Annotated in this window: 12 protein-coding genes; 9 read left to right on the top strand and 3 right to left on the bottom strand. The window is 69.1% G+C overall.

The window, feature by feature from the left end; all coding sequences use genetic code 11:
- Positions 1–485: 485 nt before the first annotated feature.
- The gene (locus ACIHAO_RS06745) at positions 486–1,028 is read right to left on the bottom strand and encodes a helix-turn-helix domain-containing protein (RefSeq protein ID WP_396555134.1); all 543 of its coding nucleotides are present in this window, start codon (positions 1,026–1,028) and stop codon (positions 486–488) included.
- Positions 1,029–1,074: 46 nt separating this feature from the next.
- On the opposite strand from ACIHAO_RS06745, the gene ACIHAO_RS06740 reads away from it, so the two are divergent.
- Positions 1,075–2,436 (top strand): M20/M25/M40 family metallo-hydrolase, encoded by a 1,362-nt coding sequence (locus ACIHAO_RS06740; protein ID WP_396555133.1) that lies wholly within the window; start codon positions 1,075–1,077, stop codon positions 2,434–2,436.
- Entirely contained in the window at positions 2,433–3,734 is a 1,302-nt protein-coding gene (locus ACIHAO_RS06735; RefSeq protein WP_396555132.1) for an MFS transporter, read from the top strand. The genes ACIHAO_RS06740 and ACIHAO_RS06735 overlap by 4 nt, the downstream gene beginning before the upstream one ends.
- A gap of 75 nt (positions 3,735–3,809) precedes the next feature.
- Here the strand turns inward: ACIHAO_RS06735 and ACIHAO_RS06730 are convergent, their stop codons facing one another.
- A complete protein-coding gene (locus ACIHAO_RS06730) occupies positions 3,810–4,376 on the bottom strand; it encodes a TetR/AcrR family transcriptional regulator (protein ID WP_396555131.1) in 567 nt (188 codons plus the stop codon).
- 49 nt (positions 4,377–4,425) lie between these two features.
- On the opposite strand from ACIHAO_RS06730, the gene ACIHAO_RS06725 reads away from it, so the two are divergent.
- Entirely contained in the window at positions 4,426–5,391 is a 966-nt protein-coding gene (locus ACIHAO_RS06725; protein WP_396555130.1) for an SDR family NAD(P)-dependent oxidoreductase, read from the top strand.
- Positions 5,392–5,638: 247 nt separating this feature from the next.
- Here the strand turns inward: ACIHAO_RS06725 and ACIHAO_RS06720 are convergent, their stop codons facing one another.
- Positions 5,639–6,067, bottom strand: a complete 429-nt coding sequence (locus tag ACIHAO_RS06720) for a DUF6892 domain-containing protein (protein ID WP_396555129.1) — start codon at positions 6,065–6,067, stop codon at positions 5,639–5,641.
- Positions 6,068–7,251: 1,184 nt separating this feature from the next.
- Here ACIHAO_RS06720 and ACIHAO_RS06715 point away from each other — a divergent pair.
- The 6 genes from ACIHAO_RS06715 to ACIHAO_RS06690 are packed head-to-tail and all read left to right on the top strand — an operon-like array spanning position 7,252 to position 12,405.
- Complete coding sequence (locus ACIHAO_RS06715) at positions 7,252–8,592, top strand: ATP-binding protein (RefSeq protein ID WP_396555128.1); 1,341 nt, start codon at positions 7,252–7,254, stop codon at positions 8,590–8,592.
- Positions 8,589–9,017, top strand: coding sequence for a roadblock/LC7 domain-containing protein (locus ACIHAO_RS06710; protein ID WP_005153253.1), 429 nt, complete (start codon positions 8,589–8,591; stop codon positions 9,015–9,017). The genes ACIHAO_RS06715 and ACIHAO_RS06710 overlap by 4 nt, the downstream gene beginning before the upstream one ends.
- Positions 9,014–9,367: a DUF742 domain-containing protein gene (locus ACIHAO_RS06705; RefSeq protein WP_396555127.1), complete on the top strand. Its 354-nt coding sequence runs from the start codon at positions 9,014–9,016 to the stop codon at positions 9,365–9,367. The genes ACIHAO_RS06710 and ACIHAO_RS06705 overlap by 4 nt, the downstream gene beginning before the upstream one ends.
- The gene (locus ACIHAO_RS06700; RefSeq protein WP_396555126.1) at positions 9,345–9,941 is read left to right on the top strand and encodes a GTP-binding protein; all 597 of its coding nucleotides are present in this window, start codon (positions 9,345–9,347) and stop codon (positions 9,939–9,941) included. The genes ACIHAO_RS06705 and ACIHAO_RS06700 overlap by 23 nt, the downstream gene beginning before the upstream one ends.
- On the top strand, positions 9,938–11,317 hold the full coding sequence (locus ACIHAO_RS06695) for a cytochrome P450 (protein ID WP_396555125.1): 1,380 nt from the start codon (positions 9,938–9,940) through the stop codon (positions 11,315–11,317). Before ACIHAO_RS06700 ends, ACIHAO_RS06695 begins: the two co-directional genes overlap by 4 nt.
- Positions 11,299–12,405 carry a cytochrome P450 gene (locus ACIHAO_RS06690; RefSeq protein WP_396555394.1) on the top strand — a complete coding sequence of 369 codons (1,107 nt, stop codon included), beginning with the start codon at positions 11,299–11,301 and terminating at the stop codon, positions 12,403–12,405. Before ACIHAO_RS06695 ends, ACIHAO_RS06690 begins: the two co-directional genes overlap by 19 nt.
- The last annotated feature ends 133 nt before the right edge of the window (positions 12,406–12,538 follow it).

Below are 12,538 nucleotides of genomic sequence, written 5' to 3'. Positions count from 1 at the left end.
GGGCCCCCGGTCCCACACCCCCAGGCGGGCGGCGGGGGGGGCCCCAATGGGCCCCCCCCCCCACGCACCTCATACCCCCCCGGGGTCAGGCGCGAAACGGCCGGATATCGATACGGATTTACGAGCACAGCCGGATTTCCGCACCGAATCGGCATTCTTCGCCGCCCACGACCGCGAGTTCTCCGCCAGCGCGTCGAGGTACCTCTCGACGACCTTGCTCTCGCTCTGACAGACCACGTCGGCGCGCGAGGCTGGTCTCCGCCGCCGACGCCTCTGCGGAGCCCTGCGCTTGCCGAAATGTCATAGGTGAACACTGGAAGCTGGGTTACGCCACGTTTGGTCACCTCAAGAAACAACCCGCAACCGCCTGACTTGCCACCGACGACCACCCTGGCCCATCAAGCCCACACAGCGTCGAGTCCCGCAGGGGGTAATCGGCGGCGCACCGTCTCAGCGGGGCTACCCGGGCGCCCTCGACGTGGCCATCACGGCTGTCCGGGAGGCTCGTGGCGTTCGACGGCGTTCCACAGGATGGCGATGGGCGCCTGGTCCGATCTCTCTCGCCCGGCGAACTCGTCGAGGAGCGCGTCGACCCTGCTGTTCAGCTCCGCTTGGTCGCGGGGATCCAGCCGCAGAACCGCCCGGCGGGTGTGCTGGGGGACTGAAGGGTCGTTCTCGCTGATCTCCGCCCGGTGCGCGTCCAGAATGGCGAGGTCGACCTTGGCCGTGAGGTGAAGGTCGCTCCCCGGTTCGAGGTTGAGACGCCAGGTCTTCTTGGTCGCCCGGTAGGGGTGTTCCCAGGCGCCTTTAGGTCCTCGCCGTGGCTTCTCGGCCACGAGGAATCCCGTTGAAGTCAGTATCCGCAGCCTGCGCAGCAGCGTGGCGGGCGCGACGTCGAGGCGTTCGGCGAGTTGCTGGTTGGTCCATGCCGCGTCCAGGCACAACCGCAGGATGCGCCAGCTCAGCGGGTGGGAGAGCGCGCGCAGCTCTTCCGGCGTCGCGGCTGGGGGCTCGATCTGTCCGGCCATTGACAGGACTGTAATCGATTCCCATACTCGAAATCAATTTCACTCGATGAAATCGATGGGAGTCGACGTGGACTCGGTCAAGGACTATGTGCAGCGGCACCGGCTGCGGCACCAGCAGGAACTCGCGGACTGGATCGCGGTGCCCAGCGTGAGCGCCACGGGGGAGGGCATGGAACGGGCCACGCCGTACGCGCGGGAGTTGCTGGAACGCAGCGGGCTCAGCTCACGGGTCGTGGAGACCGGCGGCTGGCCGCTGGTCGTCGGGCACGCGGCGGGTCCGGCGGGCAGCCCGCATGCGGTGATCTACGGGCACTACGACGTTCAGCCGGCGGGACCGCTGGAGGAATGGCACAGCCCACCGTTCGAAGCGAGCATCCGAGACGGCCGGATGTACGGCCGTGGCACCGGTGACAACAAGGGACAACATTTCGCCCAGCTCCTCGCCCTCCGGGCACTGCGCGACACCCACGGGGGACTGCCGTGCTCGGTGACCGTCATCCTCGACGGCGAGGAGGAGATCGGCAGCCCCCATCTGACCGGCACGCTCACGGCGATGCGGGAGGAGCTGGCCGCGGATGTCGCGCTCTGGAGCGACGGGCCGGTGCACGACAGTTACGAGCCGACCGTCGTGCTGGGAGTCCGCGGCGTCGTGGCCTTCGAGATCACGGTGCGTGGCGCGAACAGCGCGCTGCATTCCGGGAACTGGGGCAACGTCGCGCCGAATCCGGCCTGGGAGCTGATCGGGCTGCTCTCCACCATGCGCGCACCCGACGGCCAGGTGACCATCGACGGCTACGACGCGGGTGTGACGGGCTTGACCGACGCCGAGCTCGACGCGTTGCGCGCCCTGCCGATCGACCCGGCCGCGATGCTGGCGGGAGCGGGATTGGACCGGATGGAGACCGGCCATCGCAACGACGTCAACGAACGACTCGCGACGCCAACGTTCAGCATCAATTCGTTGACCTGCCTGGACAACGGCGACCACCGGACGGTGATCCCGTCGGTCGCGGTCGCCCGGTGCGACATGCGGCTGGCCTGCGGACAGCGGTCCGAGACGGTCATCGACGCGGTCCGCGCGCACGTCGCCAAGCACCTGCCGCACGCCGAACTGCGGTTCGGGGCGACGATGGAAGCGTCCCGGACCCTGCCCGACGCTCCCTATGCCGACCTCGTACTGCGCGGGGTGACCGAGGCGCACGGGAAGCAGGCTTTGGCCGTCCCGGCACTGGGCGGCAGCCTGCCGATCGCGGCGCTCACCGACGGTCTGGCACTGCCCTGTTACGGCATCGCGCTGGCCAATGTGGACGAACGCAACCACGCGCCGAACGAGAACTTCGAACTCCATCGGTTCCATCAGGGCATCGTGACCGCGGCCGGCGTCCTCTCCAGCATCGGCCGACGATGAACGCGACAGTGCGCCTCGTCGCGGCCGCCTCGACCGGGAACATGCTGGAATGGCTGAGTTTCACCGCCTACGCACTGGTCGCCGACGTCATCGCGCGGCAGTTCTTTCCCTCGGCCGACCCGGTGACCTCGTTGATGCTGGCGCTCGGGACGGCCGTGGCCGCCTACCTGGCCCGGCCGATCGGCGCGGTGGTACTCGGTGTGTACGCCGACCGGGCCGGACGGCTGGCGGCCTTGACCGTGGCGATCCGGCTGATGACGCTCGGCTCGTTCCTGATCGTGATCCTGCCCGGCTACGGGACGATCGGCGTGCTCGCGCCGATCGGCATGCTCGTCGCGCTGGTGCTTCAAGGATTCTCCGCCGGTGGTGAGTTCGGCTCCGCCACCGCACTGCTCGTCGAGAGCCATGCCGGGCGGCGTGGCTTCATGGGGAGCTGGCAGACCGCCAGCCAGGCGTTCGCGGTCCTGCTCGCGACCGGCTTGCTCGCGATCACGAGTGGGTTCCTGAGCCCGGCGCAGTTCGACGCGTGGGGATGGCGGATACCGTTCGCGGTCGCCCTGCTGCTCGGCCCGGCCGGCTACTACATCCGTACCCGGCTGCGCGACTCACCGGAGTTCATCGCCGCACGCGCCAAGCCGGAGTCCGGGCCGCCGCGCCCACTGGTGCACCTCATGCGGCACCACAAGACACGGGTGCTGCTGGTCATGGGCATGATCGCGGTCTCGACGGGATTCTCCTACCTGATCACCTACATGCCGACGTTCGCCATCCGGCACCTCGGCATGTCCCCGTCGACGAGTTTCACCGCGACCTTCGTGACCGGTGTCGTCCTCACCGTGCTCACGCCCGTAGCCGGTCATCTCTCCGACAGGATCGGGAGGACCCGGATGCTCACCGCGGCCGCCGCCGTGATCGCGCTCATCAGCCTTCCGCTGTTCCTGCTCATCCGCGCCGCACCGGCGATGGTCACCCTGGTGACGGCCTTGGCGCTGATGGGCCTGGTCAAAGCTTGGTACGCCGGGCCGCTACCCGCGGCCATGGCCGAAATGTTCCCTGTCGGCGGCCGGGGAACGGGACTGTCGATCAGCTACAACCTCGGCGTCATCCTCTTCGGCGGCGTCACCCCGCTGGCCATCACCCTGCTGATCGCGGCCACTGGCTCCACCCTCGCGCCCAGCTACTGGATCACCGCGCTCGCCCTGCTCAGCGGTACCTGCGTGGTGCTCGCCCGCCGATACCGGCGATCCGCGTCGTCGTCCAGTCTCGAGGGAGCCGAAGGGAGCCTTCGCCGCGTCTGACGTGGCGAAGGGAGCTTTCACCGCATGTCACGCGGTGAAAGCTCCCTTCAGCTCCTTATGGAGGGGCTCCTCCGTTCAGCCGGCTCGGATCGCGTCGATCAGCATGTGCACGAGTTGCTCCACGCTGACCTGCCACGTGTCCTTGGCCAGATGACCGCTGAGTTCCATTCCCGCGATGCCGTGTGCACTCGACATCAGCAGCGCGCCGTACCGAGGCGCGTCGGATTCCCCGACCATATCCGCGACCAGGGCCAGGAACACGCCCTCTAGACGGCCCGCGGCCTCCAGGGCGGCAGGGGTATCGGCCGGAGCACTGAACATCAGCGCGTACCGGTGCGGCCGCCGGCGAGCGACGTCGATCAACGCCAGGATGGCCCGCTCCAGCCGTATGTCCGAAGTGGACTCGAGGTTCTCGCGAAGGTGCTCGACGTCGTCCGCCAGGGAGCTCCACGCGTTGATGGCGAGCTGGGCCAGCAAATGTTCTTTGTTCTCGAAGTGCCCGTAGGGCGCACCTCGCGAGACTCCGGCCCGCGCTCCGACGGCTCGCAGGGTCACCGCGTCGGGACCGCCCTGGTCGAGCAACTCGGAAGCAGCGCGGACAAGAGCTTGCCGCGTGGCCTCGGCGGTCTCGGTGCGTGTCACACCGGCCATTCTAGTTGACAGTGTCATCCGAAGTGGGCAGGCTGTTCATATGACAGTGTCACATGAATTGCCTCCGCGAGAACTCCTGCCCGATTTGACGGGCCGCACCATTGTCGTCACCGGGACGACTTCCGGTCTCGGCCTCGCCCTCTCCGGTGCGTTGGCCGCGGCCGGCGCCCGGATCCTGATGACCGTTCGCGACGCCGAGCGTGGAGCAGCGGCCGTCGACCAGGTGCGAGCCGGGATCGACGGCACCGGGTCGGCCGAACCCGTTCTGCTCGACCTGGCCGACCTCTCCTCGGTACGGGCCGCCGCCGCGGAGATCCGGGAACGCACCGGGGACCAGGTGGACGTGCTGATCAACAACGCCGCGGTATCGCTGGGGCCGCACAGCCGGACCCGGGACGGGTTCGAGCTGCAGATCGGAACCAACCACCTCGGCCCGGCCGCGCTGACCTGGCTGCTGATGCCCGCGCTGCGGGCAGCCGGAGACCGCGGGCGGCCCGCCCGGGTCGTGACGACCTCCAGCCTCGGCCACCGCACCGGCGGACTCGACCTCGCCGACCTGCATTGGGAACGCCGGCGCTACTCGCCGACCCGCGCCTACGGAGCCTCCAAACTCGCGAACCTCCTCTTCGCCGCGGAGCTCGATCGGCGGCTGCGCACCGCCGGCGACCCGGTGCTGTCGATCGCCGCCCACCCGGGACTGACGACGTCACAGCTGCTGGCCAACGCCCTGGCCCGCGGGAGCACGTGGAGGTCCCGCCTCCTCGTGCTGCCGGACCGATACCTCTCCCAGCCGGTCACCGCCGGTATCGCACCCCAGCTCATCGCCGCCACCGGACCCGCCGACGGCGGCGACTACCTGGGCCCGACCGGACCATTCGAGATCCGCGGCCCGGCCGGCCCGGCACGCCGCTCGGCCGCCGCCAAGGACCGCAGGCTCGCAAGCGAGCTCTGGCAGATCACGAGCACCGCCACCGGGGTCACTCCCGAGCCCGCGATCCGCGCCTGACCGCGACTTCCGTCGCGGCACACCTACGACGAGATCGGCAACACCAAGACCCACTCCGGCGCCACCGGCCAGCAAGATCTTGCTCCAGATCTGCTCCAGGAAAATTGGTGTGAGAGTCGAGGGCGGCTCGACGACGAAAGGATGGGGGTGACCGTGATGGGTCCGCACCCCTGGTCAAGCGCCACGCCACACGCCCTCACCTGTCACGCGAGCAGAAGGCGGTCAACCGTGCCCACGATGAAAGGGGTCATTCCACGGCGATTCCGCGGGCCTTGAGGGTGTCCTCGGCGCCGGGGGCGGCCATCATGGCCTCGCCGCCGTGGATCACGCGGAGGTTGGGTAGCAGGGCGAGGTCGTCCAGTGAAGTGACGTCGAAGAGGTCGTCCTCTCCGTCCCAGAACGGCGAGCACTGGTGGTAGATCTCCAAGCCGCCGTCAGTGGTCAGTTCGTCCACGGCGGACAGCTGGTCGGGAGTGATTTCCAAGTCGGTGAAGTACTGGCGGGCTTCTTCAAGGACGGTGTACAGCAGGTCCTGTTCGCGCAGGTACTTCCAGAGGTCACCGGTGGCGCCCTTGGCGTAAAGAATGTCGGCGATCCGGAAACGGGGCTGGATGAGCTTGTCCTGGTACATGAGCTTGTCGATGACCAGCAGCTTGAAGTTGAAGTCGCGGAACATGCCCATCATCTACCAGACCGCCCCGACAATCCCGGGCAGTGAACACACAACTTCTGATCGGCGAATCGTGCACGTTGAGCCCTTTTCATCGTGACGTCGCAGGTCACGGCGCAAGCCGGCGGCTGGGCGCGAAACGGGCGAGGTTCTCGAAACTCGTGTTGGTAGAGCCGAGCGGTCCCCCCCCCCGGCAGTTCGGAGGCGCGGACCACGATGTCGGCGGCGGGTCACTCGCTTCACCGGTCCACTGGGCCGTGTCCGTCTCACCGCGGTGTCTGGATCAGCTCGGTCGCGGACCCGGCAGCAGGGCGCCGGCGACAGCGCTGGTGGCTTCCGCGGTCGCGACCAAAAGGTTGCTCACGTCGAGGCTCCGTCTCGAAAATAGTCACCACGGTGAGCTCTCGACGTCTTCGCTGTGGTCAGGTGAAGGCGGCACCTCTGTCTCGGATGGCGCGGTTTCGGCTTCCTGGCCGGAAAGCGTGAGCGCAGCTCTCCGGATCCTCGTCACCGACCTGGCTCGCGATCCCGGCTTGGGCTTGGCGCACGGTCGCCCGAACTTCGCCGCCGCCGTCGCGGCTGCTCGCTGTCAACCGCAGAATCTCGGCCTGCCGCGCGAATTCCTCGTACTTGCCCGCTTTCGTGGAAGCAGCGCTCGCCCGGGGATTGGTGCCCCGCCGCCGACAAAGCGGTGCCCAGCCGATCGGTCAACGCGTCGAGATTGAGTCGCGTGCGCGGTGAGATCGTCCGTGGCGACGTCCAATCCGGTCATGATTCCCGCGTTCCTCCTCATGCGCGCGGAGCGGAGCGCGTCACGCGACCCGGTGCTCGCGTTCACTTGACGACGATGCCGTTGGGGCACAGTGTTTCGTGGGTCTCACAGGAAAAGATGAACGAACGAACACGACTCGTTGCCCGAACGCGCAGCCCACCCGTCGACGGCATCCGGGTGCCTCCGTCGCCCTACCTCACCGCGCCGCCGGTGGCCTCGCGGGCACGGTCCGGAACTTTCTCGCTCGGCTTACCCTGCACAGAACCATTTTTCTCGCGGGAAGCGGCTGCCGCTCACGGCGTGTTTGCGCTACGGTACTCGCTGCTGATGACGTCCTTCGATCCCCGCTGCCGTGGAGCTGCCGCATGATCCCCCGGCTCGGCCCAGGCGTCCTTGCCCTGTCGATCGTGAGGATTTCATGGAGTACCCCCTGCTGATGGCAGTACTGGTCTGCGTCTCGCTGCTCGCCGCGGCCTTCGCGCTGTTGCTGGTGCGCCAGCGCCGGGTCACCGCCAACACCGGCCGTCGTGGTGAGCAGCTGCTGGCCGAACTCCGCGCCCGGGAGGAGGAGGACCGGCACCTGCTGCACAGGCGGTTGCCTGCCATCGTCGAGTCGCAGGCCAACCAGGCCGTGACCGTGCCCGGCCCCTTGCGTGCCTTCAACGGCGAGGACCCCCACCGTGAACTGCTCGTGGTGATCAGCGAGCTGACCGGCCAGACCCGCCGCAACGCCGCCGAATCCGCCGCCGCCACCCTGCGCGCGATGATGCGCACGGTGCAGAACCTCGCGGGGGAGCAGCAGGTGCTGATCTCGGCGATGGAGGAGCGTCACGACAATCCCGACGTGCTCGACGGCCTGCTCGGCCTGGACCACGCGAACTCGCAGCTGGGCCGCCGCGCCCAGGCGACCGCCGTGCTCTGTGGTTCGTGGCCGGGCCTGCAGCGCTCCGCCGCGACCCTGACCGACGTGGTGCGCGGGGCCACCGGCCGCATCCGCGACTACGCGCGCGTGCAGATCCCGGCGCCTTCGGACACCGCGGTGGTCAGCCAGGCCGTGGAACCGGTGGTGCTCGCGGTGGCCGAACTGCTGGACAACGGCGCCCGCCACTCGCAGCCCGGCTCACCCGTGCAGGTCACCTTCCAGCAGGCACACAACGGGCTGGCGATCGTCATCGACGACGCCGGGGTCGGCATGACGGTGGAAGCGGTGCAGCGCGCGGGCTGGCTACTGGAAGGCCACGGCGGTCAGGACATCGCCGCGCTCGGTGTGCCGCCGAGGATCGGTTTCGCCGTCATCGGCGTGCTTTCCCGCCGCTACGGCTTCCGCGTCTCCGTGGACATGCGCTCGCCCTTCGGCGGGGTGCGCGCGGTGCTGTTCCTGCCGAGCGAGCTGCTCACCCGCGCCGCCGTCCCGGCGCCGGCGCCGCAGGAAGTCCCGTCGCTGGCCGCGCCCGCCAGCCCGGCCGCGATCACTCCCAGCCCGACCCCGCCCGTGCGTGCTCCCGCGCCGGAACCACAGCCGGCCGAACCGGCCGAGGAACTGGGCACCACCGCGCACGGCCTGCCTCGCCGTCGCCGACGCGCCCCGGTGACCGGCTCGGCCACCACCACGCTGTCGGTTCCGGTGCCGCCGCCCGCCGCGCCGGAAGTGACCGAGTCCCCGGTGAACCACAGCCCGGTCGCCACGGCCACGGCCTGGCAGCGCGGCACCCGCCAGGGCCGCGCTTCTTCCACCGCTGACGAAAGGGATTTCCAGTGAGCAGCTCCGTCACCACCAACAACCGGTTGGGCTGGATGCTCGATCAGGCCCTGCAGATGCCGGAGACCATCTCCGCGGTGCTGCTCTCGGCCGACGGCCTGCTGATGGCCCATTCGCAGGGAATCACCGTGGAGGACGCCGAGCGCACCGCCGCCGCGGTCTCCGGGCTCCAGTCGCTCGCCCGCGCCACCGGCGAGTTCTGCCGTCAGCCGCCGGAGCAGTGGCGGCAGACGCTGATCGAATTCGACGGCGGGTTCGTCTTCCTGACCTCCGCCGGACAGGGCGCCTACGTCGCGGTGTCCACCACCGGCCGGGTGGACATCGAGGGTGTTTCCTCGCGACTGCAAGAGCTGGTGCAAAGACTCGGCCAGGAACTCACCGCGCCACCGCGCTTTCCGGCCGAGGGACCTGGCAACCCGGCATGAGCGGGCAGTGGCGGGAGCGGGCGCTGGTCCGGCCGCACGTGGTCACCGAGGGCCGGGCCCATCCGACCCGCAACACCCTGGACGTGGCCACCGTGGTGCTGGCCACCTGGGCACCGGTGACCGGGCTGAGCCCGGAAAAACGGCGGGTGATGGAGCTGTGCCGGGGCGGCGCGCTGGCCGTCGCGGAGGTGGCGGCACATCTCAAGCTGCCCACCAGCGTCACCAAGGTGCTGTTGTCGGACCTGCTCGACAGCGGGCACATCGAATCACGGGCCGCGGTGCGCGAGACCGAAGTCCCCGACCAGCAACTCCTGCAGAAGGTACTCGATGGCCTCCGTGCTCTCACCTGACCGATACGTTTCCGCCACGGTCCGGACCTCGGTGAAGATCCTCATCGTCGGCCCGTTCGCGGTAGGGAAGACCACCTTTGTCGGCACCCTCTCGGAGATCCGCCCGCTGCGCACCGAGGAGCGGATGACGCAGGCGGGCGCACTGGTCGACGACCTGTCCGGCGTGCGCGGCAAGGACACCACCACGGTGGCCATGGACTTCGGACGCCTGACACTGAGCGACGAGGTGGTGCTCTACCTCTTCGGCGCCCCGGGCCAGCAGCGGTTCACGCAGATGTGGAAGGACCTGGCCCACGGCGCGCTCGGGGCGCTGGTGCTGGTCGATCCCAGCCGCCTGCAGGACTCCTTCGACGTGATGGGCCTGCTGGAGGAACTGGACCTGCCCTACGCGGTGGCGGTCAACCAGTTCGACGGCGCACCGCGTTTTCCCGATGCCGAGCTGCGCGAGGCGCTCGATCTGCTACCCCAGACCCGGCTGGTCACCTGTGACGCCCGCGATCGCGCGTCCGCCGCCTCGGCGTTGATCAGCCTGGTCGACTACCTGTTCACTCCCGTCCGCCAGGAGCATTCGTGACCGTTCCCGCCATCCCGCCCCCCGGTTGTCCCGCTCACGCCACGCGCACCTCGCTCTACGACGAGGAATTCGCCGCGAACCCGGCGGGGGTCTACGCGCGGATGCGCAAGGAACACGGCCACGTCGCGCCGGTCGAGCTGGCGCCGGGGGTGAACGCGAGCCTGGTGCTGAGCTACGAGGCGGCGCTGGACGTGCTGCGCTCCCCGCAGACCTATCCGCGGGACCCGCGCCGCTGGCAGGCCAATCAGCCGCCGGACAACCCGGTGATGCCGATGATGGGCTACCGGCCGAACTGCCTGTTCACCGACGGCGCGGTGCACGCGCGCTACCGCAGCGCGGTCACCGACAGCATCTCGCGGGTGAACCCGCACGCCCTTCTGGACTACGTGGAGAAGGCCGCGCGGGAGCTGATCGCGAAGTTCTCCCGGAACGGCCGGGCGGACCTGCTCACCGAGTACGCCGGAACCCTTTCCCTTCAGGTGTTCAACCACCTCTTCGGCTGCCCGCCGGAACTGGGCGAGCGGCTCACCGCGGGGATGCGCGGGATCTTCGACATGGTGGATCCGGAGCGTGCCAACGCCGAGCTGACCGCGGCCATGCTGGACCTGCTGGCGCTCAAGCGGCGGCAGCCGGGCCAGGACGTGCCCTCGTGGATGATGGCGCATCCCTCAGGGCTGACCGACGAGGAGATGCTGCACCAGCTGGTGCTGCTGATGGGCGCGGGCACCGAACCGCAGCAGAATCTGATCGCCAACGGGCTGCGGCTGCTGCTGGTGGACGAGCGCTTCGCCGGGGACCTGGCCGGCGGCAGCCTGCACGTGGAGGACGCGCTGGAGGAGATCCTCTGGAGCGACCCGCCCATGGCCAACTACTCCGCTGGTTACCCCTATCCGGCGGCCGACCTGATGGGCGCGCGGCTGCCTGCCGACGAGCCCGTGGTGATCAGTTTCGCCGCCGCCAACACCGATCCCGAGCTGGGCGAGGCCCAGCGGGCCGGTAACCGGGCGCATATCGCCTGGAGCGCCGGGGTGCACTCCTGCCCGGCGCAGGGGCCGGCGCGGCTGATCGCCACCACCGCCATCGAGACCCTGCTCGACGCGCTGCCGGATCTGCGCCTGGCTGTGCCGGACGCCGAATTGCGCTGGCGGCCCGGCCCGTTCCACCGCGCGCTGGCCGGTCTCCCGGTCCTGTTCACCCCCGTCGTCGCACCGGCCAGTCCCGTTCCCGACCCGACAGGAGAGCACCCATGGCACCAGCCCGCCCGTTCGTCCTCGATCCCAACGGCCGTGACATCCACACCGAAGGCGCCGAACTCCGCGCCCGGGGAGCCGCGACGCTGGTGGAACTCCCTGGCGAAGTGGTGGCGTGGTCAGTAACCCAGCCGGAGCTGCTGCGGAAACTGCTGTCCGACCCGCGGGTGTCGAAGAACCCGAACCTGCACTGGGCGGCCTACCGCGACGGTGAGATCCCTGAGGACTGGCCGCTGCGGATCTGGGTCTCGGTGCAGAACATGTTCACCGCCTACGGCGGCGACCACCGGCGGCTGCGTTCGCTGGTGTCGAAGGCGTTCACCCCGCGCCGGGTGGAAGCACTGCGGCCGTGGGTCGAGGAGCTGACCACCGGCCTGCTGGACCGGCTCGCCGCCGGGCCGGATTCGGTGGACCTGAGGGAGAACTTCGCCTATCCGCTGCCGATCGAGGTGATCTGCCAGCTCTTCGGCGTGCCCGAAGAGCACCGGCCGGAGCTGCGGCGCGCGGTGGACGGGGTGTTCAACACCTCGCTCAGCGCCGAGGAGGCGCAGGCGAACGGCGTGCTGATGTACGGGATTCTCGGGCAGCTGGTGGCGAACGGGCGGGTGAATCCCGGTGAGGACCTCGCCAGCGGCCTGATCGCCGCGCGGGACGAGGACGGTTCGGTGCTGGAGGAGGCCGAGCTGATCGACACGCTGATCCTGATGATCTCGGCCGGGCACGAGACCACGGTGAACCTGTTGCACCATGCGATCCTGGCGCTGCTGACGCATCCGGAGGAGCTGGCGAAGGTGCGCTCCGGGGAGCACACCTGGGCCGAGGTGATCGACGAGACCATGCGGTGGCAAGCGCCGATCGCGAACCTTCCGCTGCGGTACGCGGTGGAGGACATCGAGATCGACGGGGTGCACATCAAGGCGGGCGAGGCGATCCTGGCTTCGTACGCGGCAGCGGGCCGCTCGCCCGAGGCGCACGGTTCCGACGCGGACGAGTTCCGGCTTTCGCGGGAATCGAAGAGTCAGCACTTGTCGTTCGGGCACGGGGTGCACTACTGCCTCGGCGCGCCCTTGGCGCGGCTGGAAGCGGAACTCGCACTACCGGCGCTGTTCGAACGGTTCCCCGATCTGGCCCTGGCGACGGAGGTTTCCGAACTGGAGAAGATGCCGTCGTTCATTTCGAACGGGCACACGAGTCTTCCGGTACGCCTCAAGTGAATGCGGTGAGTGTGGCTTTCACCGCGGATCCGCGGTGAAAGCCACACTCATCGAGCCATTCGACTTGTTGTGCGAGCCGTCGCTCCGACGGGTGTGCGGTCGGGCTGGTGCCGGAGAGAATGGCTCTGGAGAT

It is taken from the genome of Amycolatopsis sp. NPDC052450 (assembly GCF_044547565.1).
Taxonomy (GTDB): Bacteria; Actinomycetota; Actinomycetes; order Mycobacteriales; family Pseudonocardiaceae; genus Amycolatopsis.
The sequence above is the reverse complement of the archived record's forward strand: the minus strand, read 5'-3'. Positions and strand labels throughout refer to the sequence as shown.

What these genes read in the sequence shown, in the direction of transcription:
- ACIHAO_RS06745 (WP_396555134.1), bottom strand. Translation starts at nt 1,028, where the DNA reads ATGGCCGGACAGATCGAGCCCCCAGCCGCGACGCCGGAAGAGCTGCGC.
- ACIHAO_RS06715 (WP_396555128.1), top strand. Translation starts at nt 7,252, where the DNA reads ATGGAGTACCCCCTGCTGATGGCAGTACTGGTCTGCGTCTCGCTGCTC.
- ACIHAO_RS06735 (WP_396555132.1), top strand. Translation starts at nt 2,433, where the DNA reads ATGAACGCGACAGTGCGCCTCGTCGCGGCCGCCTCGACCGGGAACATG.
- ACIHAO_RS06700 (WP_396555126.1), top strand. Translation starts at nt 9,345, where the DNA reads ATGGCCTCCGTGCTCTCACCTGACCGATACGTTTCCGCCACGGTCCGG.
- ACIHAO_RS06705 (WP_396555127.1), top strand. Translation starts at nt 9,014, where the DNA reads ATGAGCGGGCAGTGGCGGGAGCGGGCGCTGGTCCGGCCGCACGTGGTC.
- ACIHAO_RS06740 (WP_396555133.1), top strand. Translation starts at nt 1,075, where the DNA reads ATGAAATCGATGGGAGTCGACGTGGACTCGGTCAAGGACTATGTGCAG.
- ACIHAO_RS06725 (WP_396555130.1), top strand. Translation starts at nt 4,426, where the DNA reads ATGACAGTGTCACATGAATTGCCTCCGCGAGAACTCCTGCCCGATTTG.
- ACIHAO_RS06720 (WP_396555129.1), bottom strand. Translation starts at nt 6,067, where the DNA reads ATGTTCCGCGACTTCAACTTCAAGCTGCTGGTCATCGACAAGCTCATG.